Annotated in this window: 27 protein-coding genes and 1 tRNA gene; 13 read left to right on the forward strand and 15 right to left on the reverse strand. The window is 57.4% G+C overall.

Features of this window, described 5'->3' with window-relative positions:
• Positions 1-367: FAD-dependent oxidoreductase (locus KBY58_RS06595; RefSeq protein WP_255003524.1), on the reverse strand; the 367-nt coding region annotated here is incomplete at its 3' end.
• Between the two features lie 104 nt (positions 368-471).
• On the opposite strand from KBY58_RS06595, the gene KBY58_RS06600 reads away from it, so the two are divergent.
• Together KBY58_RS06600 and lptC are read left to right on the forward strand one after the other, a co-directional pair.
• Complete coding sequence (locus KBY58_RS06600; protein WP_255003525.1) at positions 472-2,067, forward strand: methionine--tRNA ligase; 1,596 nt, start codon at positions 472-474, stop codon at positions 2,065-2,067.
• Positions 2,064-3,224, forward strand: a complete 1,161-nt coding sequence (lptC, locus tag KBY58_RS06605) for an LPS export ABC transporter periplasmic protein LptC (protein ID WP_255003526.1) — start codon at positions 2,064-2,066, stop codon at positions 3,222-3,224. The genes KBY58_RS06600 and lptC overlap by 4 nt, the downstream gene beginning before the upstream one ends.
• On the opposite strand, the gene KBY58_RS06610 is transcribed toward lptC, so the two are convergent.
• Positions 3,193-3,825 (reverse strand): cofactor assembly of complex C subunit B, encoded by a 633-nt coding sequence (locus tag KBY58_RS06610; protein WP_255003527.1) that lies wholly within the window; start codon positions 3,823-3,825, stop codon positions 3,193-3,195. The genes lptC and KBY58_RS06610 overlap by 32 nt on opposite strands.
• A 64-nt stretch (positions 3,826-3,889) precedes the next feature.
• Here KBY58_RS06610 and psb32 point away from each other — a divergent pair, with 64 nt between their 5' ends.
• The 6 genes from psb32 to KBY58_RS06640 all read left to right on the forward strand — a co-directional run bounded on the left by psb32 (position 3,890) and on the right by KBY58_RS06640 (position 8,018).
• Positions 3,890-4,576, forward strand: a complete 687-nt coding sequence (gene psb32 / locus KBY58_RS06615) for a photosystem II repair protein Psb32 (RefSeq protein ID WP_255003528.1) — start codon at positions 3,890-3,892, stop codon at positions 4,574-4,576.
• A 6-nt stretch (positions 4,577-4,582) separates the two neighbouring features.
• The gene (pxcA, locus tag KBY58_RS06620; RefSeq protein WP_255003529.1) at positions 4,583-5,728 is read left to right on the forward strand and encodes a proton extrusion protein PcxA; all 1,146 of its coding nucleotides are present in this window, start codon (positions 4,583-4,585) and stop codon (positions 5,726-5,728) included.
• Positions 5,729-5,743: 15 nt separating this feature from the next.
• Complete coding sequence (gene cobU / locus KBY58_RS06625) at positions 5,744-6,274, forward strand: bifunctional adenosylcobinamide kinase/adenosylcobinamide-phosphate guanylyltransferase (protein WP_255003531.1); 531 nt, start codon at positions 5,744-5,746, stop codon at positions 6,272-6,274.
• 4 nt (positions 6,275-6,278) lie between these two features.
• A complete protein-coding gene (locus tag KBY58_RS06630) occupies positions 6,279-6,761 on the forward strand; it encodes a tRNA (cytidine(34)-2'-O)-methyltransferase (RefSeq protein ID WP_255003532.1) in 483 nt (160 codons plus the stop codon).
• Positions 6,762-6,934: 173 nt separating this feature from the next.
• Positions 6,935-7,927, forward strand: a complete 993-nt coding sequence (locus tag KBY58_RS06635) for a peptidoglycan DD-metalloendopeptidase family protein (protein WP_255003533.1) — start codon at positions 6,935-6,937, stop codon at positions 7,925-7,927.
• Between the two features lie 17 nt (positions 7,928-7,944).
• Positions 7,945-8,018 (forward strand) — tRNA-Met (locus KBY58_RS06640).
• An 88-nt stretch (positions 8,019-8,106) separates the two neighbouring features.
• Here the strand turns inward: KBY58_RS06640 and KBY58_RS06645 are convergent.
• The gene (locus tag KBY58_RS06645) at positions 8,107-8,430 is read right to left on the reverse strand and encodes a hypothetical protein (RefSeq protein WP_255003535.1); all 324 of its coding nucleotides are present in this window, start codon (positions 8,428-8,430) and stop codon (positions 8,107-8,109) included.
• A gap of 155 nt (positions 8,431-8,585) precedes the next feature.
• On the opposite strand from KBY58_RS06645, the gene KBY58_RS06650 reads away from it, so the two are divergent.
• A complete protein-coding gene (locus KBY58_RS06650) occupies positions 8,586-9,176 on the forward strand; it encodes a peroxiredoxin (RefSeq protein ID WP_255003536.1) in 591 nt (196 codons plus the stop codon).
• Between the two features lie 55 nt (positions 9,177-9,231).
• On the opposite strand, the gene purQ is transcribed toward KBY58_RS06650, so the two are convergent.
• The 4 genes from purQ to KBY58_RS06670 are packed head-to-tail and all read right to left on the reverse strand — an operon-like array spanning position 9,232 to position 11,852.
• A complete protein-coding gene (gene purQ / locus KBY58_RS06655) occupies positions 9,232-9,885 on the reverse strand; it encodes a phosphoribosylformylglycinamidine synthase subunit PurQ (RefSeq protein WP_255003537.1) in 654 nt (217 codons plus the stop codon).
• Positions 9,882-10,151, reverse strand: a complete 270-nt coding sequence (gene purS, locus KBY58_RS06660) for a phosphoribosylformylglycinamidine synthase subunit PurS (RefSeq protein ID WP_255003538.1) — start codon at positions 10,149-10,151, stop codon at positions 9,882-9,884. The genes purQ and purS overlap by 4 nt, the downstream gene beginning before the upstream one ends.
• Before the next feature lie 17 nt (positions 10,152-10,168).
• Complete coding sequence (gene cobW / locus KBY58_RS06665) at positions 10,169-11,317, reverse strand: cobalamin biosynthesis protein CobW (RefSeq protein WP_409995725.1); 1,149 nt, start codon at positions 11,315-11,317, stop codon at positions 10,169-10,171.
• Between the two features lie 40 nt (positions 11,318-11,357).
• A complete protein-coding gene (locus KBY58_RS06670; RefSeq protein WP_255003557.1) occupies positions 11,358-11,852 on the reverse strand; it encodes a pentapeptide repeat-containing protein in 495 nt (164 codons plus the stop codon).
• 75 nt (positions 11,853-11,927) lie between these two features.
• Here KBY58_RS06670 and KBY58_RS06675 point away from each other — a divergent pair, with 75 nt between their 5' ends.
• Genes KBY58_RS06675 through ilvD form a run of 3 tightly spaced genes read left to right on the forward strand, consistent with a single transcriptional unit; the run spans position 11,928 to position 14,656 of the window.
• Positions 11,928-12,575 (forward strand): uracil phosphoribosyltransferase, encoded by a 648-nt coding sequence (locus KBY58_RS06675; RefSeq protein WP_255003540.1) that lies wholly within the window; start codon positions 11,928-11,930, stop codon positions 12,573-12,575.
• A 42-nt stretch (positions 12,576-12,617) separates the two neighbouring features.
• Positions 12,618-12,941: a hypothetical protein gene (locus KBY58_RS06680; protein WP_255003541.1), complete on the forward strand. Its 324-nt coding sequence runs from the start codon at positions 12,618-12,620 to the stop codon at positions 12,939-12,941.
• A gap of 32 nt (positions 12,942-12,973) precedes the next feature.
• Positions 12,974-14,656, forward strand: a complete 1,683-nt coding sequence (gene ilvD, locus KBY58_RS06685; RefSeq protein ID WP_255003542.1) for a dihydroxy-acid dehydratase — start codon at positions 12,974-12,976, stop codon at positions 14,654-14,656.
• Here ilvD and KBY58_RS06690 read toward each other — a convergent pair.
• The 7 genes from KBY58_RS06690 to glpX form a co-directional block, all read right to left on the reverse strand.
• Complete coding sequence (locus KBY58_RS06690) at positions 14,647-14,925, reverse strand: hypothetical protein (RefSeq protein WP_315858040.1); 279 nt, start codon at positions 14,923-14,925, stop codon at positions 14,647-14,649. The genes ilvD and KBY58_RS06690 overlap by 10 nt on opposite strands.
• 70 nt (positions 14,926-14,995) lie before the next feature.
• A complete protein-coding gene (locus KBY58_RS06695) occupies positions 14,996-15,535 on the reverse strand; it encodes a CIA30 family protein (RefSeq protein ID WP_255003543.1) in 540 nt (179 codons plus the stop codon).
• Positions 15,536-16,258: a 6-phosphogluconolactonase gene (gene pgl, locus KBY58_RS06700; protein ID WP_255003545.1), complete on the reverse strand. Its 723-nt coding sequence runs from the start codon at positions 16,256-16,258 to the stop codon at positions 15,536-15,538.
• A gap of 11 nt (positions 16,259-16,269) precedes the next feature.
• On the reverse strand, positions 16,270-17,688 hold the full coding sequence (gene gndA, locus KBY58_RS06705) for an NADP-dependent phosphogluconate dehydrogenase (protein ID WP_255003546.1): 1,419 nt from the start codon (positions 17,686-17,688) through the stop codon (positions 16,270-16,272).
• A 116-nt stretch (positions 17,689-17,804) separates the two neighbouring features.
• Positions 17,805-19,100, reverse strand: coding sequence for a glucose-1-phosphate adenylyltransferase (locus tag KBY58_RS06710; protein WP_255003547.1), 1,296 nt, complete (start codon positions 19,098-19,100; stop codon positions 17,805-17,807).
• 99 nt (positions 19,101-19,199) lie between these two features.
• Positions 19,200-20,528 (reverse strand): glutamyl-tRNA reductase, encoded by a 1,329-nt coding sequence (locus tag KBY58_RS06715; protein ID WP_255003548.1) that lies wholly within the window; start codon positions 20,526-20,528, stop codon positions 19,200-19,202.
• Positions 20,529-20,562: 34 nt separating this feature from the next.
• A complete protein-coding gene (gene glpX, locus KBY58_RS06720; RefSeq protein WP_255003549.1) occupies positions 20,563-21,567 on the reverse strand; it encodes a class II fructose-bisphosphatase in 1,005 nt (334 codons plus the stop codon).
• A 180-nt stretch (positions 21,568-21,747) separates the two neighbouring features.
• On the opposite strand from glpX, the gene rpe reads away from it, so the two are divergent.
• Entirely contained in the window at positions 21,748-22,422 is a 675-nt protein-coding gene (gene rpe / locus KBY58_RS06725) for a ribulose-phosphate 3-epimerase (RefSeq protein ID WP_255003550.1), read from the forward strand.
• On the opposite strand, the gene ccsB is transcribed toward rpe, so the two are convergent.
• Positions 22,419-23,348 carry a c-type cytochrome biogenesis protein CcsB gene (gene ccsB, locus KBY58_RS06730; RefSeq protein ID WP_255003551.1) on the reverse strand — a complete coding sequence of 310 codons (930 nt, stop codon included), beginning with the start codon at positions 23,346-23,348 and terminating at the stop codon, positions 22,419-22,421. The two genes, rpe and ccsB, sit on opposite strands and share 4 nt — an antisense overlap.
• Positions 23,349-23,401 lie beyond the last annotated feature (53 nt).

The raw sequence follows: 23,401 nt of genomic DNA on the forward strand, positions 1-23,401 counted from the left end.
GCAGCTCCACCTGGGGCCACCATTGCAACAGCGCCTCCGCCCCACACCAGCGGCGCAGGATTGCCTCGGCGGTGGCGGGCCGGTAGCCAAAGCAGCTGACCCAGTTTTGATCCAGGCCCTCGGGTTCGTTGTGTGCTAGGGCCCGTAAAAATGCACCCCAAAGGCCTGTCTGCCAGGGGGTTAGCTCGTTGCCATCGGGGGCGCAAACCCCTGCAGCACTGACCATGCCGCCCAGCCAGGGCCCCGGGGTGAGCAGCAAGGTGCGGGCCCCTCCCCTGGCTGCCTGCAATGCCGCAGCTACTCCGCCGGTGCCCCCGCCCCAGACCACCACCTGGGCCGACTCCTGGTTGCTACTGGACGGGGCCATCGTCTCTGGGGTTTGCATCCAAGATTGGCAGGGGGAGGCTCGGTAGGATCCGGCCCCGGCACAGGGTCGCTCCGGCGGCGCAGCGAGCCCCCCTTATCCGCCGAATGTCTTTCACACTCACCACACCCCTTTATTACGTCAACGACAGGGCCCATCTGGGCAGTGCCTACACAACCCTCGCCTGTGATGCGATCGCCCGTTATCAGCGGCTAAAGGGAGAAGACGTGACCTTCATCACCGGCTGTGATGAACATGGCCAGAAAATTCAACGCACTGCTGAGGCCGCTGGCCTAACCCCCAAGGCCCATTGCGATCTGGTTAGTTCGGGCTACCGCGACCTATGGGAACGCTGGCAGATCAGCAACGACCGCTTTGTCAGAACTACGGATCCCCTTCACCGCAGTGTTGTTGAGCAGTTTTTTGCAAGGGTTGAGGCCAATGGAGATGTGATTGAAGGGCGCCAGCAGGGCTGGTATTGCGTCGCCTGCGAAGAATTCAAGGACGATCCAGCTGAGGCGCCAGAGCCCAACTGCACCATCCATCAAAAGCCCCTGGAGTGGCGCGATGAGCTGAACCTGTTCTTTCGCCTCTCCCGCTATCAGCAACAGATCGAAGAGTTGGTTGCCAAGCCAGGTTTCATTGCTCCCGCCAGTCGCCGCAAGGAGATTCAAAATTTTGTAGCCCAGGGTCTAAGGGATTTCTCCATTTCCCGGGTAAATCTTCCCTGGGGAATTCCGGTGCCAGGCCACGGGGGGCACACCTTCTATGTCTGGTTTGATGCCTTGCTGGGCTATCTCACGGCCCTATCTGCTCCAGGAGAAACCCCCTGCCTCGAGCAGGTAATCGACCACGGTTGGCCAGCCCAATTGCACGTGATCGGTAAGGACATCCTGCGTTTTCATGCTGTCTACTGGCCGGCGATGCTCCTATCGGCCGGATTGCCAATTCCCGAAAAGGTTTTCGGCCACGGTTTTCTGACTAGGGAGGGTCAGAAGATGGGCAAATCCCTGGGCAACGTGCTCGACCCTGAGGTATTGCTTGAGCGTTGCGGTCGCGATGCCCTGAGGTGGTATCTCCTGCGGGATATCCCTTTCGGGGATGACGGCGATTTCCAGCAACAGCGCCTCACCGACCTGGTCAACAACGACCTGGCCAACACCATTGGCAATTTGCTAAACCGCACCACTTCGATGGCCAGACGCTGGTTTGCAGATGGGGTGCCGCCGGCAGTAACCGCCCGCCAGGAAAACCATCCCTTGGCCATCTCGGCCCTGGCAGCGGGTGTCACGGTTGGAGCTGCCCTGGACGATTTGGATTTTCGTCGGGCGGCCGAGGCAATTCTGCAGTTGGCCACTGCAGCCAATGGCTACCTGAATGAGCAGGCCCCTTGGAAATTGATGAAGCAGCCCGGCCAAGAGGCTCAAGTTGGTGACGATCTCTATGCGGTGCTGGAGGCCACCCGCTGGGTTGCGGTGCTCTTGGCCCCACTGCTGCCTGAGATGTCAGAGCGCATGCTCCTCCAACTGGGCCAATCGCCCTTTGGGAGTGGCCCGGTTAGCTCCGCCGCTGCTGGCCCCATTGCTAGCAAAGGCTCTCCTGCCTGGATTGCAGCCCAACGATGGGGGTTGCTGCAGCCCCAGCTGACCTTGGTGGAACCCCAACCGGTGATGCAGAGGCTGGAGCTGGAAGGGCCCCTATGAGCAGCTCCCACACCTCCTTAGCAACCACATGCCTGGCCGCTGGCCTGTTCCTTAGTGGTTGCCAATTTGGTTCCACCCCGGAAACCCCAGCCCAACCCTTCTTTTTCCGGGCCCTAAAGCTTGAACAAAGAGACAGGCTCGGCCAGCCGAGCTGGGCCCTTCAGAGCCCGGAGGCCCGCTACGACCTGGGCCGGCGAGTGGCCCAGGCGAGGGATCTTCAGGGCCAGCTCTTTAACCGCGGCCAATTGCGTTATCGCCTCAATGCCACGGCAGGCACCGTGCTGAACGATGGCGAGATTGTGCAGCTGGAGGGCCAAATCAAGCTTGAGGCCTATGGCAATAACCCCTTCACGATTAGGGCCCGAAGGGGCCGCTGGTTTCCCAACCGCAATCTCCTCGAGCTCGACTACAGACCAATTGCCACCCAGCGCAATCTCCAGCTAACTGCCAATCGCCTGCGCTTCCTAATTGACCAGGACAAGCTGGAGCTTCGGGGCAGGCCCGAGCTCCAACGCAGTGGCGAAAATGCCTTGAAGCTCGAAGTTCGCTCTGCGGAGTGGTTTACGGCAAAGGGAGACTTGATGGCCCTGGGACCGGTGGTGGGAGTTCGTTCCCTGGCCAATAAAAAGGAGCAACGGCTCACATCTCCTTCCCTAACTGGCAACAGCATTGCCCAGAAGCTGCTGTTGGCAGCTCCGGTACGCCTGGTAGATACGGAGAAGGGGGCCGTACTAAACGCCCTGGAAACCACCGTTGATGTGGGTCAGGAGCTGATTGTCAGTGCACTTCCTTTCAACGGCACCATGAAGCAGGCCCGAATCAGTGGCGGCGGTTTCATGCTGCATTCCCGCACCCAGACCGCCATAGTCACCAGTGCTTGCTTCCTGCAGCAACCCACCGATTCCATAGGGGCTAACCGCTGTTTCTGGAATTGGCAGACCAACCAGGTCAGCGCTAGGGGCGACGTAACCCTCAAGCGTCAGGCCAATCAGCAGCTCACCAGGGCCAAACGAATCGATGGTCGCCTTGGTGACGATGGCCTGGTGGTTTTCACCAGCCCTGGGGGCCGGGTCAACACCCAATTGAGGCTGCCGGCGAAATCAAAATCCCCTGCTCCCTCCCCTGCTAGGCAGCAAAGGTCTCCAATTGAGCTATGAGCTTTTCACTCCAGCCTTCAATCCACATCAGGTCGCTTCGGCCAAAACAGCGGGGTGACCAGCCACCCAGCAGCAGCAAACCCTCCTGACCGATGGGTTGGACAACCACTGCGGGCAATCCGGGGAGAAAGTCGTCGAACTCAGCCCGTCCTGGGTAGAGCTTTAGGTCCACCAGGGAAATGGCCCTGCCTGTGGCCATGGCCCGCTCACAAATGCTGCCTGGAATAAAGGTTTGATCAATGGCGAGCCCCCGCCGCAGTAGGGGTTCACCACGCCACAGCAGCAGTAGACAGGCCGCAGCAGAGGTGGTGAGCAACATTTGGCTACCCCAGGCCAATTCGAGCCTCAGCTGGTCGGGCAGCTCGGGCTTGATCTCCAACACCTGGTCGCCGCCAAGTTCAAATTTGGCCGCAGCTTCAGGGATTGCCCTTGTCCATAGCCCGGAAACCACCAGCAGGGAAACGGCCAGCAAGCTGGCGAGAACCCCCGCCCGCTCGAGGGGCGGCTCAAGGCTGGGCGCCAGAAATTGGTTGGTAACCGCAAGAGCAAGGCCAACCAAACCAACCCCGAGACAGACCTTGGCGGGAGTTGGCAGGCTCATGGAAAGGACTTAGGGGAGACAGGGAGACCAGTAGGCGGCAAACTAGAACCACGAATGGCCTGCCGTGCTGCCTGTGTTCCGTTCTCTCCGTCCCTGGCTAGCCCTGATGCTGGGATTGCTTGTGGGGATTCTCCTTTTGCCCACCCCTTCCCTTGCCGTGTCGGTGTCGTCCCTGCCAGCGGTGGTGCCCGAGGAGAGGGTGATCGACACGGCCGATGTGCTTAGCCGTGCCGGCCGGGCAGATGTGTCGGATGCCCTGAGGGCATTTAACGAAGAACATGTGGATGCCCACCTGATCACTGTTAAGCGCCTGGATTACGGGCTCAGTTTGGACAAGCTCGCCAATCAGCTACTGCAGACCTGGCTCCAGGCAGGTGCCGAGGACAACCAACTTCTATTTTTGATTGAAACCCAAACCAACACCGCTGCAGTTGTTGAGTCTCCTGGCCTTGAGGGTCAGCTGAACAGTGGTCTCCTAACCAGTACCGCCCGTACCACCTTTGGTCAACCGATCCGTGAGGGTGGTCGATACAGGCAGGGCAGCCTTGATGGCATTGGCAGACTTTTGACTGTTCTTCAGGGTTCCGAGGATCCGGGTGAACCAGCGATAGCTGACATAAACGAGGTTCAAGTTACAAACATACCCTCAAAGGAGGAGACCTCCGAAAGCAATGCTTTCACCTGGATCATTGTGTTATTGGTGGCAGGAACTATCGTGCCAATGCTTACTTGGTGGGTTTTTTCTCGCTAACCACCCATGGGACTTACCGATTGGACAGGTGCATTTGGACGGGCCCAGACCAGCGACCTCAGCCATAATCTGGAACGGGGCTATGAAGCTGCGCTTCTAATTCAAAGCATTGAATTGGAGCATTACAACGATCGGGCTGTGCGCCCTGAGTTGGAACTCTCGATCCCTAAGGCATCCCAAGCCCAATTGCTGCGGCGCTTTCGCACAGCCCTGGACCTTTGCCGTCAGGCCCTCGTAACCATCGAGCCTTTCCGTCAGGAGTTCGCAGGCCAGGAGCTGCGTCAACTCCAACTGATTGAGGCGGTAGTCAGCAGGTACGACAACCAGTCACGCAGCCTGCCGACCATTAGCCGCTCACCCCAGGTATTGCCCCGCAGCCTGATTGGGGTGATGGATCAGGTGAGAAGGCAGTTGGATCCGGAAGCTGAAGCGAATGTGGTTGCAGGCTTCAGGCGCAGGCGTGACTCCACACTTGTCTCCCTGAGGATATTATTACTGTTGATCCTAGTGCCAGTTTTGATTCAGCAAATTAGTCGTACATATATTATATCGCCAATTGTTGATCAGTTTGCCCCTTCCGCACCAATCCTTAGCTATCCCAAGCCCCACCTTGAGGAGAGGGCTGTCCGTAAATTGCGCGATTTCCAGGGGGAACTGGAGTTTGAGGCTCTCCTATCCGGAAACCCGCTTCCTACCCGGGAGCAGATGCAACAGGAACTTACGAAGCGAGCTGCCGAGCTTCAGCAGGAAGCCAGTCAGGAGAGCACCCATGCAATCAAGAATGTGTTATCTGATGTGGGCGCCCTAGTTGGATTTATTCTGGTATGTGTTTTCGGGCAGAAGGATATTCAAGTCCTAAGGGGGTTTATAGACGAACTGGTCTATGGCTTAAGCGATAGTGCCAAGGCTTTCGCAATAATCTTGTTTACCGATATCTTTGTTGGATTCCACAGTCCGGAGGGTTGGACCGTTTTGCTTGATGGTGTCGCCCACCATCTGGGACTGCCTGCTGAAGAGAACTTCATCATGCTTTTCATCGCCACATTCCCGGTTGTCTTGGCCACAATTTTCAAATACTGGATCTTCCGCTATCTCAACCGTGTATCCCCATCCTCTGTGGCAACCCTCAGAAATATGAACGGAGGGGGCTAGGGGTTGGCTCTGACCATGGTCCTAGGCCCTGCCCGCAGTGGCAAAAGCCTCTGGGCCGAGCATCTAGCCAGGCAATCGGGCCTCCCTGTTACCTACGTTGCGACCGGCCTCCAACCCACATTCGCTGATCCGAAATGGCAGGAGCGGGTGGATATTCACCGCAGCAGGCGGCCAGCCCATTGGCAGGTGCAGGAAGTGGGATTCGAATTGGATTCAGCCCTTGCGTCCCTTCCGCCCCAGATCTGTGCACTGGTTGATTCCCTAGGTAGTTGGGTTGCCTGGGGCCTTGAATTAGACGATGGATCCTGGCTCAACCATTGCCAGGAGCTCCTGAATACCGTTTCAAATTCCCGGGCGGAGCTGGTTTTGGTCAGTGAGCAGGCGGGTTGGGGCGTGGTGCCCCCTACTGCCATCGGTGGCCTGTTCCGAGATCGTCTGGGCGGGCTGGAGCAGCAGCTTGTTGAGCGCGCTCAGCAATCCTGGTTGGTGGTAGCTGGGCGGGCGCTGGACCTAGATACCCACACATTTGTAGTGCCCAGGAGCTGAGCCCATGCCCCAGGTTGTCCTGTTTCAACCCCAGATCCCCCCCAATACCGGCAATGTGGCCCGCACCTGTGCGGCCACGGGCACCGAACTACACCTGGTGGAGCCCCTTGGCTTTGCCATTGATGATCGCCAACTGAAGCGGGCAGGTCTCGATTACTGGCCCCTGGTGTCGCTGCAAAGGCATGCCAGCTGGGGCGATCTGAATTCAGTGCGCCAGAACCGCGGTGGCCGGCTTGTGGCCCTCAGCAGCCATTCAACCGATGTCTACAGCGATTTTTGCTTCCAGCCAGACGATTGGCTTCTGTTTGGAAGGGAGACAGAGGGACTGCCTGCGGAGTTGATCGGGCAGGCCGATTGCTGCCTCACCATCCCCATGGCCCAGTCAAGGGCCGTGCAGGCAGGCGGGGTGCGCAGTCTGAACCTCTCGGTGGCGGTAGGGGTCGTGCTGTTTGAGGCCATACGCCAACTTGGAACCAGATCGGCCTAAATCCTGTGCCTGAAAGGCTTTGTGGCCATTTTTGAGCCCAATCACAACTGCTTGTTCTTGCGAAATATGGTTCATTGGATTACCGTTCCGCCAACTCAGGGCGTTTGGCTTCTCTCTGAGTTTTGTCCATTGGGGAAATTTGTATGAAGCCTTGGCGAAGTTGTCTATCAGTTTTGATTCCAGTCTCCGTGGCCACGCCGGCCATGGTTGGAGCCCTGACCCCTCCCCCCTCACCCAAAGCCTCCGTTGAGGTTCTGTTGGCGGCCCTACCCGCTGCCAGCGCTGACAAGATCTGGGTCAAGGTGACCCAGCCCCTAGGCATCGAAGATTTGTCGCTCCGTCTGCGACTCAGCGCCAGCAAACTGGCCGAGCTCAACGAAGTTCTTCCTGACCATCGCTTCAATCCTGGTGATTGGCTGGTCGTTCCCGCAAAGCAATCTGCCCAAATCAGACGCCTCGTATCCGTTGATTCCTCCGAGCTGCGTCGCACGCCCCCCCTTGCCGAACTCCCCCCCGTTGAAGAGGGTCCTGTAGTTCGCCTTGGCGACAACCTTAAAAAAATTGCCATTCGCTATGGCGTAACGCTCCAGCAACTTCTGCAGCTCAATCCAAGCCTTGATACTGCAAAGCTTGTGGTTGGCAGCGAAATTAAGATTGCCCAGGCCTACCCTGGCCGTCCTCGGCTGATCCTGGGCCTCCAGCCGACCGGTAGTGGTGGCATCAGCTGGCCTGAGCTGCCCACCTTTGGAAATTCTGATCGCCCCTACGGGGCAGATAGCTCCGAAACTGGGTGGGCATGGCCAACCAAGGGCATGTTTAGCTCCGGCTACGGCTGGCGTTGGGGGCGGATCCACAAGGGAATTGACATCTCAAACAACGTAGGCACTGCGATCGTCGCTGCCAAAGCCGGAACAGTTGTGTTTGCGGGTTGGGATGACGGTGGTTACGGTTACAAGGTGCTTCTTCGTCACGAAGATGGCAGTGCTTCCCTTTACGCGCACAACAGCCGCATCTCGGTTCGGGTTGGCCAGAGTGTGGAGCAGGGCGCCCTTATCTCCTATATGGGCAGTACTGGGCGAAGTACTGGACCGCACCTGCATTTTGAAATCCATCCCCCAGGCAGAGGCGCGATGAACCCGCTCCAATTCCTGCCACCTCGCGCCTGATAGAATCGAACTTCAGCGGCTCGGTAGCTCAGCTGGTTAGAGCGTGGGATTCATAACCCCAAGGTCGGGAGTTCAAGTCTCCCCCGAGCCATTTAAATGTTTGATCGGAATCCGGTGTTTTGGTTGATTTTAAGTAAATAGACTTGATCTTGGGCTTCTATTTCTCCTGCAGCCTTAGATCAGCGCATCTCAACTGAACCTAGCCTTGAGAGAAAGTTGGTGGATCCACCATCGGCGTCATCGGCCTGGGGATCGGTTGCATGAATTACGGGAAGCTCCTGCTGGGGAACTGAAGCAGGGGCACTACGCCTTGAACGCCCGTAACCACCCGAGCGCCCTTCGATGGCTCGAATCAGGGACTTGCTCCGATTAACCTCCCCAACGCTTTGGCCCTCCTTTGGGCGCACCAGCGGGTTGCCCTTTAATTCGGAGCGGAGCTGGCTAAGCAGCCGGAAGTGCCCAGTTGTGTTGTATTTCCGGAGCACGGAAGGATCCCAACCCATGGCCGTGCCACTGCTTACAACATCAGGCTATCGCGTCACCGTTTTCCTATTGTGATAAATTGTGTAGGGATTAATCGGTAGTCAGTCCGACTTCGGCTTGGCTGATTCGACCGGCTCCCAGTTTTCCAAAATCCATCCACCCCACGCGTACGAGCATGTCCCGACTGGTCGGTTTGCAAGCCCCTGACTTCACCGCAACGGCAGTGGTGGACCAGGAATTCAAGGAAATCAAGCTTTCCCAATACCGCGGTAAGTACGTGGTGTTGTTCTTCTACCCCCTCGACTTCACCTTCGTCTGTCCTACGGAGATCACGGCCTTCTCTGACCGTTTTGCCGATTTCAGCAGCCGCAATACGGAGGTTCTGGGGGTATCCGTTGACAGCCAGTTCAGCCACCTCGCCTGGGTGCAGACCGAGCGCAAAAATGGCGGCTTGGGAGACATTGCCTACCCACTAGTGGCCGACCTCAAGAAGGAGATCGCCAGTGCCTACAGCGTTCTCGACGAGGATGCCGGTATCGCCCTGAGGGGTTTGTTCATCATTGATCCCGATGGTGTGATCATGCACAGCACCATCAACAATCTTCCCGTTGGTCGCAGTGTTGATGAAACCCTCCGGGTGCTGCAGGCATTCCAGTACGTGCAGTCCCATCCCGATGAGGTTTGCCCCGCCAACTGGCAACCTGGCGAAAAGACCATGAATCCTGATCCAGTTAAGAGCAAGGATTTCTTCTCAGCCGTTAACTGATTAGGCCAGCGCCAGGGGAGGAAGCCTATGTGCTTCCTCCCTTTTTTATGGGTAGTTAGCCAAGCAAACTTTCAAGTAGCCGTTTACCTCCCGTGTCCCCGATTACCGGATCACAGGCCCGCTCTGGATGGGGCATTAATCCGAGCACATTTCCACCAATATTGGTCAGTCCGGCAACATCCCCAACGGACCCATTTGGATTGTCCTGGTAACGAAGTACCACCAGTTGCTCCTGTTCTAGGTGCTTGAGGGTCTGGGGATCACACTGATAACGGCCTTCCCCATGGGCGATGGGAAGACTGATTGTTTCATTGTCGACATACCCCGAAAGCCAGCTGCAGCCTCCCGGCTGGACTTGGAGTGAGGTGGGTTCACAGAGAAAATGGAGCTTCCTGTTGCGGGTAAGGGCTCCAGGCAACAGGCCCATCTCTGTGAGCACCTGGAAGCCATTGCAGATGCCCAGCACCGGCCCACCTCCATCGGCGAATTGCTTCACGGCCCCCAGAACTGGAGAGAATCTGGCAATGGCGCCACAGCGGAGGTAGTCGCCATAGCTGAAGCCCCCGGGAATGACAACGGCCTCAATGCCAGTGAGATCCTGTTGTTCGTGCCATAGGAAGCGGGTTGCCATACCCAGGCATCCCTCCAGGGCCCAGCGCACATCCCGGTCACAATTGGAGCCAGGAAACACCACAATTCCAACGGTCATGAGCTGGCAACTCCATGCTCAGTGATTTCCAGTTGCCAGTCCTCTATCACCGGGTTGGCAAACAGGCGATCACTAAGCAGTTCCAGTTGGCTTTGGGCCGTATCCCGATCCACAGCCTCCAGCTCCAGCTCAATTGCCTTGCCGATTCGCAATGACTTGACCCCCTCCACGCCGAGACGAGCCGCGGCGGCACGGGTTGCTTCTCCCGCAGGGTCAAGCACTGAAGGCCGCAGGGAAACTCGAACGCGTGCGCTGTAGATGGGCATCTGGACAGCCTGATGACTCACAAATCTTGGCAGCCCATGGAGCCACCAGCTTGGGGCTCGGCCGCTGCCAGCAGGGCCGCCTCAATCTCGTTGCGGTTGAGCCCAAACCCCAGCACCACGAGCTTCAGGCCAGGTGGGGGGTTCGCTTGATCGGCAACGTTTTTTTCCGATTGCTCAGGTCCAAACCACGACTCAAGTCGGGGGCCGACGGCCTGAATTTGCAAGGGTCTTGCCTTTCCGGGGAGCTGGACATGCCCCTTAGCCCTAATCAGGCAATTGTTGGCAATCAGTTGTCTGATACATGTCTCCAGCTTTTCCCTTGCGAAATTTGCGCGGAGATTGAACGCAAATGACTCCATTGCCACATGGGTGTGGTCGTGATGATCATGCCCATCGTGGTCGTGGTCTTCATGGCCATGGTTCCTGTCGGCTGATTCACCTGCCCCACGCCCGAGGCCGAGCACCAGCTCGGGATCAATCCGACCTCGCTCCATTGGCAGAACTGGAGTACCTGGCCTGATGCGGTTTTCCAGCTGTTGTCGTACGGCCTGCAGATCGGCGCCATTGAGGCAATCGCCCCTACTAACAAGAACAAGGTCTGCGACTTCTAGCTGCTCATTGAACAATTCCCCAATTGCCGTGGCGTGGTCGAGGCTTGGATCGGCCTGGCGCTGGGCCTCTAGGGCCTGGGGATCCGCCACCACTGACCCCTTAGCAAGGCATTCGCCATCGACCACAGCCACCACACCGTTTACCCAGGTTCTGGTGCGGATTTCTGGCCAGGCAAAGGCCGCCAGCAGCGGCTCTGGAAGGGCTAACCCACTTGTCTCAACTACGACTCCGTCGAGCTGGTCAGAACGTTCCAGTAGGCGTTCCATGGTGGGCAGAAAGTCGTCCTGAACGGTGCAGCAGAGGCAGCCATTGGCGAGCTCCACTAGCCGACCCTCCAGCTCCTCCTCCGGGCAAAACCCGCAACTCCTGAGTAAATCGCCATCGATACCCACCTCCCCAAACTCATTGACCACTACCGCCAACCGGAGGCCGCTCTCCAGCAGTAGGTGCCGCAGCAGGGTCGTCTTCCCGGCACCTAAAAAACCAGTGACTACGGTGACTGGCAGACGCCTGGCCGGCTTCGAGCTGATAGAGCTATTCAAGGTGGAGGTCATCTGCTCGGGTCGATTTCAGTTGGCTTTGATCAGCTTGGTTTCAGGCTGGAGCCTTCGGCATTGGGCAGCCCAGGCTCTCGCGGGTGTCTACACCGGTGGTGGAGTTGGTACCGGCAGCCCTCAGGCAGAGGGCTTTTTGTTCATTAAGATCCAGCACGGCATCAGAGAAATCCGCATTGGTGATGCTGGATCCCTTGAAGTGGCTCTGCATCAACATTGCGTTGCGCAGCACGGCTCCCGTCAGGTCAGCATCCTCGAAACGGCTCGCAAATGCCACGGCGTCCTCCATGTTGGCGCCAGAGAGATTTGCCCCGCGCAGATCGCTGCTGTTGAAAACAGCACCGCGCAGATCCGTGTCACTGAGATCAAAACCGGCAAGTGAGGCCTTGAGGAATTCCTGCTGCTGCAGGTTGCGGCCATGCATGTCTGGCTGCAGATCCTGGAGGGAGCGCTGACTGCGCAATTCGGGAGCAGTAATGGCCCAGGCCGGTTGCAGCCAGCCAGGACCAAGAACCCAGCACAGCACTAGGCCCACAAGCCAAGGCAGCCAATAACGGTGAACGGTGGGCAAAGCCAAGCCTTTACGGTGGTAACTCAAGTTATGCCAAGCATGGCGATGACCCTGCGGGTGGTGGTCCCACCCCATCCCCTGATTGGCCACTGGCTGAGCGTGTTGAGGGATCGCAACACCCCACCTGCGGTCTACGCAAGTGCCACCTGCGAATTGGGCCGCTGGCTCACCTATGAGGCCCTGCGAGATTGGCTGCCCCATCGGTCCATTGCCCTGCAGACGGCATGGGGCGACGCCGAGGGGCAAATTGTTGATCCCAAGGTTCCCTTGCATGCCCTCACCATTTTCCCCACTGGCCTGGGGCTTTGGCAGGGAGCCCAGGGGGTATTGCCCCAGGCCCAGGTGGCCCATATCGCAAATATGGAGGTGGATCTACCAAAGGAAATCGACCCCAGGGCCGGGGTGCTCGTGTTTGCAGCTGAACTGGCTATTGGAGAGCAATTGCTGGACCTGCTCAATCGTTTGGCAGGACTTGGCGTGGAGGGGGATCGCCTGCGGGTAGTAACCGCCCTTTGCTCCAGCCCAGGTCTTAAGAGTCTTGGTGAGCGTTTTAGCAATCTGACCATCTACACGGCCTGCATTGATGCGGCCCTAGACGGGGAGGGGCGAATCACCCCAGGCATCGGACCCGTCCACGGGCAGCTGTTTAATTCGCCAGGACCTGCCAGGCCATCGATGGGCTGTTAATTGGTCCACGGCTGCCTAAGCTGGCTGAAAAGATCAGTGGCCATGGGCGATCGCGGCTCCACCTCAAATACGGGCGCTGGAAATTCAGGTGCTTTTCTTAGCGGCTTTGCCGGAGCCTTAATTGGTGCAGCAGGACTTACCTGGTGGTTGCTTTCGGAAGCAGAAAATCGGAGAGAGGGAGTTAGGACACGGCGCCAACTCCGCCTTTCAAGGCTGGGGGAGGTTGAGGAAGTTGGCCAGGGCGGCGAACCATCCCAGGGGCAAATCAAGCCGAGCATCGATTTGCACCACAGGGTCCATGAGCTCAACCAGGCCATTGATGAGGTCCGCCAACAGCTTGAGTTAATGGCTACGACTGGCCACTAACTAGCTTTTTTTACTAGGAATTTTTTTAAGCCATGGCAGCTGCACCACTTCGCTCATCAGCCATTACCCAAGGGGTCCAAAGATCGCCTAATCGCGCCATGTTGAGGGCGGTGGGGTTTGGAGATGGGGATTTCAATAAGCCCATCATTGGCATAGCAAACGGCTACAGCACCATTACCCCCTGCAATATGGGGCTTAATGAACTAGCCCTACGCGCCGAGGCAGCCGCTAAGGCAGCCGGTGCCATGCCCCAACTTTTTGGGACCATCACGGTTAGCGACGGCATCTCAATGGGTACGGAAGGGATGAAATATTCCCTGGTATCGCGAGAGGTAATTGCAGATGCCATCGAGACCGCCTGTAATGGCCAATCAATGGATGGCGTGTTGGCGGTGGGTGGCTGCGACAAAAACATGCCAGGGGCCATGTTGGCCATGGCACGGATGAATATTCCGGCCATCTTTGTCTATGGGGGCACGATTAAGCCAGGCAAGCTAGGGGGCTGCGACCTGACAGTTGTAAGTGCATTTGAAGCTGTTGGTCAGCTGGCTGCCGGCAAAATTGATGAGGAGCAGTTGACAGCTGTTGAGAAAAATGCCTGTCCTGGAGCAGGTAGTTGTGGCGGAATGTTTACCGCTAACACCATGAGTTCAGCAATTGAGGCCATGGGCCTAAGCCTGCCTGGTAGTTCGACCATGGCAGCAGAGGACTCGGAAAAGGCCGACAGTGCTGCCCGTTCTGCCGAAGTGCTGGTTGAGGCAATTGCAAACAACATTCGTCCCCGCGATCTGCTCACCCGTGAGGCATTTGAGAATGCCATCGCCGTGATCATGGCAGTTGGTGGATCCACCAACGCCGTTTTGCACCTTCTTGCAATCGCCCGAACCGCAGGAGTGCCTCTGTCGATAGACGACTTTGAGTTGATCCGCCAAAAAGTGCCCGTTATCTGTGATTTAAAGCCCAGCGGCCGATACGTGACAACGGATCTTCATGCAGCAGGGGGAATTCCCCAGGTGATGAAGTTGCTGCTGGATGCTGGCATTTTGCATGGCCAATGCAAAACAATTGAAGGCAAAACCCTTGAGGAGTCTCTTGCAGGAGTGCCTGCCGAGCCGAGATCGGATCAGGACGTAATTCGTACCCTAGAGAATCCCATCTATGCCAAGGGCCACCTGGCTGTTCTAAAGGGTAATTTAGCCACCGAAGGAAGTGTCGCCAAAATCAGTGGTGTTAAAAATCCCCAGGTCACAGGACCTGCGAGGGTCTTTGAAAGTGAAGAAGCCTGTTTAGAGGCAATATTGGAAGGCAGGATCATTGCCGGCGATGTGGTGGTAATTCGCTACGAAGGCCCCGTTGGTGGTCCAGGTATGCGGGAAATGCTTTCTCCCACTTCAGCCATCATTGGTCAGGGATTGGGTGACAAGGTGGCCCTAATCACGGATGGCCGTTTTTCCGGCGGTACCTACGGCATGGTGGTGGGCCATGTGGCCCCTGAGGCCGCGGTGGGCGGAACAATAGCCCTTGTACATGAGGGTGACAGCATCACCGTTGATGCCCATAAATTGCTGATTCAGCTGAATGTCTCTGAGGAGGAGCTGGCAACTCGTAGGGCTAACTGGTGCGCCCCGACCCCTAGATACACCACCGGTGTCCTTGGTAAGTACGCCCGGCTAGTTAGCAGCAGTAGTAAGGGTGCTGTTACCGATCAGCCCTGAATCAGGAGGGCCCTAAGGCGCCTGCCTAGGGCCTCAATGGGGGAACCTTCCTCTGGCCGTTCACAGCGCAGGCCTGTTGCCCCATCCATCCATACCGCATGGCTGCCGTGCCAAAGCATGGGCCGATCAGGGAAGGCAGCCCAGGCCAAGGTGAGATTGATTTGGCCCGCACTTCGGTACATCTCCAACTCAAGATCCTCTGCTGGTAGTCGAACGCCTCCAGCATCTCGAACCTCCAGGCGAACACAGTAATCATCACTGTTTTCCATGCCACCGATAACCCCATGCCTTAGGGGTGATCGGCAAATATCTGCAGCGCCAGCAATTAGGCTAAAGAAGTCAGTTGTAGGCACTTATTCGAATCAACTGCCAATGAATTGATCCATCTCGATAGCCAGGATTTAGGCCCCCATCATCGGCGAATTTCGAGTGGAGAATCTGTAATCGATTTACTCTAGTGGTGTCAAATTTAAGTGGCAGGCCAACGGGCCTAGCCCTAATCGAGGGCCTGAGGGTGCTAAATGGCAAGTCCACAGAAGAAATCCCATCTACGCCTGTGGAAAATTCTGTTACCCAGCGCAGGCCGCCCGGTATCAGGTTGGTAATGCCACCCAATCCATCAGCACAGGCAACAGCTAATTTAAATCTCCTACCTTCCCCTTTTATCTCCAATTTGAAGCCTTGATAGCCGGATAAATCTAGGGGTGGAGAATACAGGGGAGACCTGGCACTAATAAAACCGCCACCCTCACTTACCAACGTTCCATTAAATTCCAATCCAGCTAGATTTACGGTACATTGACCGCTGCTACTGCCTCCCATCACAGTGTCATTTAGGGCCTGCCAGCTGGAGAATTTCGTACCGGCTGAGATCTCCATTTAGGCCATTCCTTCTGCCGCATCTCGATCGGCCAGGATCACGATTTTGGATTTGGGCTGAACCAATTTCGCCGGGGTCCGATCGGCTGACTCCATTGGATCCAATAGCCGTTTCAAGGCCTGGGTCTTGCCACTACCACTCACCAAGAAAAGCACCTGTCGTGCTGCGCAGAGGGTAGGAGCCGTGAGGGTCACCCTTGGCAAACCCTTACCTTCCCCAATCGTCACGAACTGGTCCGTAATCCCAGGTGCACTGGTACCAGGAAAAAGTGATGCCGTATGGCCGTCATCGCCAAGGCCCAGCAACACAAGATCAAGCACGGGTGGTGTGCCCCCGCAGAGGGTCTCCAGAAGACTTGCATAGCTCTTTGCCCCTTCAAGGGGCTCAGCTGCATCAGTGGCCACAGGGTGCAGGCTGGCCCTGGATCCGGGAGCCGTTGCCATCAGGGTTTCCCTCACCATGCGGGCATTGCTGGAGTGATCATCAGCTGGCACCCAGCGCTCATCACCTAGAAGCACGTCGACCCGGTCCCAGGGCAAGTGTTGCTGGCCCAGCAACCTGTAGACAGCCTTAGGTGTTTCACCTCCTGCTAGGGCAATTTGGCAGCGATCCCTCTCGGCAAGCACCAGATCGATGGCCACCCCGATCCGTTGGGCGGTCTGGCTGGCCAGCTCCGCCGCCCCATCAATAACCACAAGTTCGTAGCGACTGTCTGAACCCATTTGCCTGTCCCCTAGTCGAGCCACTCTGTATGGAAATTGCCAGGCTGGTCGACCCTGGCATAGGTGTGGGATCCAAAGCAGTCCCGCATCGCCTGAACCAGATTCTGGGGCAGACGTCCGGTGCGATAGCTGTCGATGTAATCCAGGGTGCTGGTCAGGCAAGGCACCGGAATGCCAGCAAGGGCTGCCCCAGCCACCACCTGGCGTAGGCCTGGAAGCCTGCGGTTGATCTGGTCAGCAAACCAGGGATCGAGCATCAGGTTGGCCAGATCGGGATTGGTCCCATAGGCGTCCTGGATTCGCTGAAGCAGGCGGGCACGAATGATGCAGCCCCCTTTCCAGATTTGGCCGATTGCTGAGAAATTGAGTTTGTAGTCGTGGAGCTTGGAAGCCTCCTGCATAAGGGCCATGCCCTGGCCGTAGCTGACGATGCAGGCGGCGATGCATGCATCGCGAAGGTGCTCCATCCCCGCCTCGGGCGAACCCAGATCGAAGCCATGGGCCGGGGGGGCAGAAATAACTGTCTCGGCTGCTAGCCGTTCCGGTCGCAGGGAGCTGAGTACCCGGGCATTGAGGGCGGCATAAATAGTTGGTACGGGCACACCCATTTCCAGGGCGCTGACAACGGTCCAGAGACCTGTGCCCTTTTGACCTGCAGCATCAACAATTTTCTCAACGAGGTCGCTTCCGTCAGCCGGATCCTTGGTACGCAGGCAGACCTCGGTGATTTCAACCAGGAATGAGGCCAATTCCTCGGTTTGGTTCCACTGACCAAGCACATCGGCCATTTGATCGCCATTGAGACCCGCGACCCTCTTCATCAGGTCATAGGCCTCGGCAAGAATTTGCTCAATGCCGTACTCAATGCCGTTGTGGACTGTCTTGACGAAGTGGCCGGCGCCGCCGGGGCCGATATAAGTGACGCAGGGGCCGTCATCGACCTGGGCGGCCATTTTGCGGACTAGGGGCTCAATGGCGTCGTAGGCCGCCTTGGTACCCCCGGGCATCATGCTCGGGCCCTCCAAGGCACCCTTTGCGCCCCCGGAAACACCCATGCCGATATATCCAAAACTCTTACTCTCGAGTTCGGCCACCCGACGCTCGGTGTCGGTGTAGAGGGAATTTCCCCCATCAATTAGCAGATCTCCCTCCTCCAGGTAGGGGGAAATGGCAGCGATCGTGTCATCTACGGGCTGGCCGGCCTTAACCATCATCAGGATGCGTCTAGGCCGTTCCAGCTTTTCAACTAGCTCCTGCAGCGTTGCGGCACCGACGATGTCCTTGCCCGCACCCAAACCAGCAAGGAAATCCTCGGTCTTGGACCAGGTGCGGTTGTAGACGGCACTCGAGAAACCATTGCGCTCAGCGTTGAGCACAAGGTTTTCCCCCATTACGCCCAGACCAATTAGGCCGAAATGTGCCTTACCCATGGAAATCTGATTTCAGATCTCCCCATATTGGCCAGCAATCAGGTTGATTGCCTTAATTGTCACGACAGTAGGGGGCCTATGTCAGCAACTCCTAGCCAAGAGATGGCTGTTGTCTTTTAAATCACCGATCCGTCGGCAATGGTTCCATTTTTGACGACAACCACGATGCCATTGCGAATATAAAAATTTAGTTCAGGCCTGTCTGCCTCTTCGACCCGGTCCTTGTTGATTATCGAGACATTACTACCAATTCGAACGTTTTTATCCAGGATTGCCCGCTTCACCGTTGTACCTTTGCCCACACCAATGGGAATGCCACCCCTCTCCCTAAGAACAGCACGCTCTTCAGATGATTCGAAGTAATCTGCCCCCATGAGGAGGGTGTCCTGGAGTACTACCTCATCCTCGATGCGACTTCTAACGCCTAGAACACAGTGATGAATTGTGCAAGCTTTTAGCAGCGATCCTTCGCCAATAATGGATTCAGTAACTTGGGAATCCTGCAGCTTGCTGGGGGGCAAGTAGCGTGGCCGAGTATAAATAGGAAATTTTTCGTCATAGAAGGAAAATGCTGGATTGGGCTGGTCTGTAAGGGCAAGATTTGCCTCAAAGAAGGCCCCAATTGTACCGATATCTTCCCAGTAATCATCAAACAGGAAGCTTTGGAGCCGATCGCCCCGGGCCAGGGAAGAGGGGATTATCTCCTTACCAAAATCAGTGGCACTGGGATTGCTGCTCAATAAATTAAACAGGGTTTCCCGACTAAATACATAGATTCCCATCGAGGCTAGAAATGGTCGCTTCTCGGCTTCCTCAGGCGAAAGGCCAAGGCTCTGGGTATCCACACGCATGGCTTCAAGGGCCTCTCCCTTGGGCTTCTCCCTAAATTCAGCAATGCTGCCCTCGGAATCCGTTCGCATTAACCCGAATTCCTGAGCCTGGGCCGCATCAACAGGCAAGGCTCCCACCGTGAGATGGGCACCAGTGGCGATGTGGTGCTCAACAAATTTGCTGTAATCCATCCGGTACAGCTGGTCGCCGGAAAGGATCAGGTAGTGGTCCACATCCCATTCCTGGAACAGCCACTGGTATTTACGAACGGCGTCTGCGGTGCCCTCAAACCAGCTGGGGCTATCGGGGGTTTGCTGGGCTGCCAGCACCTCCACAAAGCCCTGACCAAAGCCGGCCGAGAGGTTGTAGCTCATCGTCAGGTGACGGTTGAGCGAGGCACTGTTGAATTGGGTCAGCACATAGATCTTGTTGATCTCTGAATTGATGCAATTGCTGATGGGAATATCAATCAGCCGGTACTTACCAGCCAGGGGCACAGCGGGCTTGGCCCTGGTCTTGGTGAGGGGATAAAGGCGGGTACCGGCACCGCCACCAAGAATGATCGCCAAAACGCGCTTCATCGGCCTGCTTCCCCTATGCGAGATGGAGCGACCGTACTGGAGCAGTGCACCGCTAGGCGAGTGCTGGGAGCACTGCGGGTACGAACTGTTGCGTTGGCATTACTGGTTGCTGGAACCATCAGCCAATCCCTGGTCTGAATTGAGCTCAAAGAGGTCCTGGAGCACCCGCATGGCTGTGTGGCGCTGTTGACGGGGCTGGGGTGACCTCAGGTTGGTCACGGGGGTATGCAGGACCTTATTGATGATCCCCTTACTGAGGGCCTCGACCACCTTCCGTTCCCGCGCTGAAAGGTCCGGTCCCATGCGGCTAAGGGCCTTCTGAAGCTCCTGTTCGCGGATGTCCTCCAGTTGGCGCCTTAGCCTGTTCACCACTGGAACGGCCTCAAGCCCATCCCACCATTCGAGGAAAATCCTGGATTCCTCCTCGAGCAAACCCTCGGCCTCGGCCGCAATTTCCCTGCGAGCCTCCTGGTTTCTGGCCACCACCTCCTGGAGGTCATCCACGTCATAGGCGGAGACCCCGGCCAGATCAGCGGTATCGGCGGAGATATTGCGCGGTACGCCGATGTCTACCAGGATCAAGCTTGAGCGGCGGTTTAGGGCTGAGAGGCTGGCTGCGCTGATGATCGGTTCATCTGCCGCCGTACTCGTAAATACGAGGGAGCAGGTGCTGAGGCAGTGGTTGAGGTCGGTGAGGGGCCTGCATTGGACCGGCAATGCAGGGAAATCAGCTGCTAACAGCTCGGCCCTACTGACGGTGCGATTGAGCAGAACCACCCCCTTACAGCCCTTCGCCTGGAGATGCTGGAGCAATAGCCGTGCCATGCGCCCGGCGCCGACCACGGCCACCTGCTCCAGATCAAGGGGGACGAGGTCATCTAGGCCCCTTGCCTGCCCGACCTTTAGCTGGGCCAATTCGACGGCTGCTGAACTGATCGAAACAGCTCCCGTGCCCAGGTTGGTTTCGGTTCTGACCCGCTTGCCCGTACTTACGGCCTGGGTCAACAACCTGTTCAGAATCGGCCCTACGGAACGATGCTCCTGGCCCAGCCGAACCATTTTCTTTACCTGGGAAAGGATCTGTCCCTCTCCCAGCACTAGGGAATCGAGTCCCGCTGCTACCCGCAACAGATGGCTGATCGCCTCTTCGTGGTGATAGGTGAATAGGTGGGGGCTCAGATCCTCCACGTCAAGCCCTGAATGCTGGCTCAGGAAGGATCCAACAGCAGAAATACCCTGCTCCGGATTGCGGAGCAGGGTGTAGATCTCGAGGCGGTTACAGGTGCTGAGGATTGAAGCCTCAAGCACCTGCTCGTCAGCTCGAAGCTGGTTGAGCGATGCCTCCATGGTTTGGTCCGGGATGCTGAGGCGCTCCCGGATCTCCACTGGAGCCGTGCGGTGACTAAGGCCGACTACGGCGATGTGCATGGAGGATGCTCTGGTGCTCGGCTACCTACTTGAATCAGGTAAGTGCGATGCTCTTAGCCCCCGGTTTGATGTGGATGGTGTTGGTGAAGCGGGCGGTGTCGTCGAGGGTGCTGATCACCAGGCTGCTGGTGCGGGTGCAGTCTTTCTCAAACTTCACCCCATGGAAAAGTAAGCCATCGGTGATGCCACTGCCAGCAAAAACAACGTTTTCACCTGAGGCCAGTTCCTCGGCTTCGTAGATCTTGTCCACATCGGTGATGCCCATTTCGTTGAGCCGGGCGATGTTGCCCTCCTTGGTGTAATCGGCCCACTCGCTGGTCTGGGCCACAGCGGGGTCATAGACCAGCTGGCCCTGGAAGTGGCCGCCAAGAGCTCGCATGGCAGCGGCGGAAATGACACCCTCAGGGGCGGCACCAATACCCATCAGGCAGTGGGTACCTGTACCAGCAAATCCACAGGCGATGGCGGCCTGGACATCTCCATCGGAAATGGGCTGCACCCGGGCACCGGTGGCACGGATTTCAGCAATCAGATCCTTGTGCCGGGCCCGATCCATCACCACAATGGTCAGCTCACTGGCGGCCAGGCCAAGGACCTCACTGAGGATGCTGATGTTTTCAGTGGCCGACTTGCGGATATCCACCTTGCCCTTGGCGGCAGGGGGGGCAGCCAGCTTCTTCATGTAGAAGTCGGGGGCGTTGAAGAGGCCACCACGGTCTGAGGCGGCAAGTACCGCCATCGAACCCCTCTGGCTGTTGGCGCAAAGGTTTGTGCCTTCGCAGGGATCAACGGCAAAATCCACACCGGGACCGGTGCCACTGCCCACTTCCTCGCCGATGTAAAGCATGGGCGCTTCATCGCGCTCACCCTCGCCAATCACGATCCGACCTTGCATTTGAATCTTGCCCATGCGCGTGCGCATGGCTTCAACAGCAGCGGCATCGGCTTCGTCTTTTTTGCCCAGGCCGGTCAGTTCAGCTGATGCGATGGCGGCCTGTTCAACGACCTCGAGAATTTCCTGGATGAGGGTGCGATCCACAATGATCCGGCAGGGGGGAGATGGGCTTCAGCGCTCTAGGTGAAGGCTGTGGCAGACAGGCAAGCGCCAGATGCTGCAGTGGCTTTCAAGTCTTGAAGCGGCCGCAACTGTATCAGTGAACAAGGGGGCTAAGGGTCGGCTCCTTACAATCGCTTTCCCCTGCCCCCCTGAGGTTCTCCCATGAGCACCAAGTCTCTGGTGATCTCCCCTTCGATCCTCTCGGCTGATTTTTCTAGACTTGGTGACGATGTCCGTGCCGTAGACGAGGCAGGGGCCGACTGGATTCACGTGGACGTGATGGATGGGCGCTTCGTTCCCAACATCACGATTGGACCACTGATCGTTCAGGCCCTGAGACCTGTGACAACCAAGACCCTGGATGTCCACCTGATGATCGTGGAGCCCGAGAGATACGTGACCGATTTTGCCAAGGCCGGCGCAGACATCATCAGCGTTCAGGTCGAAGCCTGTCCGCACCTTCACCGAAACCTGGCCCAGATCAAGGATCTCGGCAAAATGGCAGGGGCGGTTCTAAACCCCAGCACTCCCCTGGATACCCTCGAGTATTGCCTGGAACTCTGTGACCTGGTTTTGATCATGAGCGTCAACCCGGGCTTTGGGGGTCAAAGCTTTATTCCTTCCCAGGTAGACAAAATCCGAGATCTGCGCCGGATGTGTGATGCAAAGGGCTTGGATCCCTGGATCGAGGTGGATGGCGGCATTAAGGCAGAAAATGCCTGGCAGGTTATCGAAGCCGGCGCAAACGCAATTGTTAGTGGCTCGGGGGTCTTCAACCAGCCGAGCTACGCAGAAGCAATTACCGGCATTCGCAACAGCCGCCGGCCGGGCGCCTAGCTGTCAAAGAACCAGCCGTAGCTGTGCAGGCCAATGCCGAGCAGGTTTACGCCGATGTAGCAAACAGCTATGACGACCAGACCTGCTACGGCAACGAATGCTGGCTTGCGGCCCTGCCAGCCGCGAATTAGGCGGGTGTGTAGGTAGGCGGCGTAAACAAGCCAACAAATCAGAGCCCAGGTTTCCTTGGGATCCCAGCTCCACCAGCTTCCCCAGGCTTCGTTAGCCCAAACGGCCCCACTTACCAAGCCAACAGACAGCAGCAAAAAGCCAACTGTGATCGTTCTGTAGCTGAGCGAATCGAGTTGCTCAGCCACCGGCATTGCCACACTGCTCAGCTGGGCTGGCCCTGGATTTCCCCCGGCGGTGGCAAGTTGGGCCTGGCGATAGCCGCCACTGCCGATGGAATTACTGCGCAACTCGAGCACCTGTCCCCTGTCCGTAAAGAGCACCGCCAGGGAGAGCAGGGAGCCCACAAGGAGCGCCGCATAACTCACCATGATCACGCTGACGTGCATGATCAGCCAGCTGGAGCGAAGGGCCGGAACCAGGGGTGATGCCTCTTGAAGGGTGCCGGGCAGGGCAAAACTGGCAAAGGCCACACATCCCAAGGCCATGGGCGTTGCAGCTGCTGGAACAACCGGAGAGGGCCAACTGCGCTCCACGAGTAACTGGGTGAGGGTGCAGGCCCAGGCCAAAAAGCACAGGGATTCGTAGAGATTGCTGATCGGGAAATGGCCCGAATCCAGCCAGCGCAGGACCAATTGGGCCGTTAGGCAGAGGTTTGCAGAGGCAACAAGCAACCGCACGGCTGAACTGTTGCGGCCGCCACTAAGGGCCCAAAAAGATAGGGGTAATACCAGCAGAAGCAGGGCAAAAGCCCCAAGCCCCAGGGCGAGAACTGGGTCGTGTAACAGGGCGCTCAAATTGGTTTGGCTGCAACGGAAGTCCGGCTCCCATTTTGGCGCAACGCCCAGGC

It is taken from the genome of Cyanobium sp. HWJ4-Hawea (assembly GCF_024345815.1).
Lineage (GTDB): Bacteria > Cyanobacteriota > Cyanobacteriia > PCC-6307 > Cyanobiaceae > Cyanobium_A.

Coding starts and splice junctions, on each gene's coding strand:
- ilvD (WP_255003542.1), top strand. CDS start 12,974: ATGGCAGCTGCACCACTTCGCTCATCAGCCATTACCCAAGGGGTCCAA.
- pxcA (WP_255003529.1), top strand. CDS start 4,583: ATGGGACTTACCGATTGGACAGGTGCATTTGGACGGGCCCAGACCAGC.
- KBY58_RS06645 (WP_255003535.1), bottom strand. CDS start 8,430: ATGGGTTGGGATCCTTCCGTGCTCCGGAAATACAACACAACTGGGCAC.
- KBY58_RS06650 (WP_255003536.1), top strand. CDS start 8,586: ATGTCCCGACTGGTCGGTTTGCAAGCCCCTGACTTCACCGCAACGGCA.
- KBY58_RS06695 (WP_255003543.1), bottom strand. CDS start 15,535: ATGGAGATCTCAGCCGGTACGAAATTCTCCAGCTGGCAGGCCCTAAAT.
- KBY58_RS06710 (WP_255003547.1), bottom strand. CDS start 19,100: ATGAAGCGCGTTTTGGCGATCATTCTTGGTGGCGGTGCCGGTACCCGC.
- purS (WP_255003538.1), bottom strand. CDS start 10,151: ATGCCCATCTACAGCGCACGCGTTCGAGTTTCCCTGCGGCCTTCAGTG.
- pgl (WP_255003545.1), bottom strand. CDS start 16,258: ATGGGTTCAGACAGTCGCTACGAACTTGTGGTTATTGATGGGGCGGCG.
- cobW (WP_409995725.1), bottom strand. CDS start 11,317: ATGACCTCCACCTTGAATAGCTCTATCAGCTCGAAGCCGGCCAGGCGT.
- KBY58_RS06715 (WP_255003548.1), bottom strand. CDS start 20,528: ATGCACATCGCCGTAGTCGGCCTTAGTCACCGCACGGCTCCAGTGGAG.
- KBY58_RS06675 (WP_255003540.1), top strand. CDS start 11,928: ATGGCGATGACCCTGCGGGTGGTGGTCCCACCCCATCCCCTGATTGGC.
- KBY58_RS06680 (WP_255003541.1), top strand. CDS start 12,618: ATGGGCGATCGCGGCTCCACCTCAAATACGGGCGCTGGAAATTCAGGT.
- rpe (WP_255003550.1), top strand. CDS start 21,748: ATGAGCACCAAGTCTCTGGTGATCTCCCCTTCGATCCTCTCGGCTGAT.
- cobU (WP_255003531.1), top strand. CDS start 5,744: ATGGTCCTAGGCCCTGCCCGCAGTGGCAAAAGCCTCTGGGCCGAGCAT.
- purQ (WP_255003537.1), bottom strand. CDS start 9,885: ATGACCGTTGGAATTGTGGTGTTTCCTGGCTCCAATTGTGACCGGGAT.
- lptC (WP_255003526.1), top strand. CDS start 2,064: ATGAGCAGCTCCCACACCTCCTTAGCAACCACATGCCTGGCCGCTGGC.
- KBY58_RS06690 (WP_315858040.1), bottom strand. CDS start 14,925: ATGGAAAACAGTGATGATTACTGTGTTCGCCTGGAGGTTCGAGATGCT.
- KBY58_RS06610 (WP_255003527.1), bottom strand. CDS start 3,825: ATGAGCCTGCCAACTCCCGCCAAGGTCTGTCTCGGGGTTGGTTTGGTT.
- KBY58_RS06600 (WP_255003525.1), top strand. CDS start 472: ATGTCTTTCACACTCACCACACCCCTTTATTACGTCAACGACAGGGCC.
- gndA (WP_255003546.1), bottom strand. CDS start 17,688: ATGGGTAAGGCACATTTCGGCCTAATTGGTCTGGGCGTAATGGGGGAA.
- KBY58_RS06630 (WP_255003532.1), top strand. CDS start 6,279: ATGCCCCAGGTTGTCCTGTTTCAACCCCAGATCCCCCCCAATACCGGC.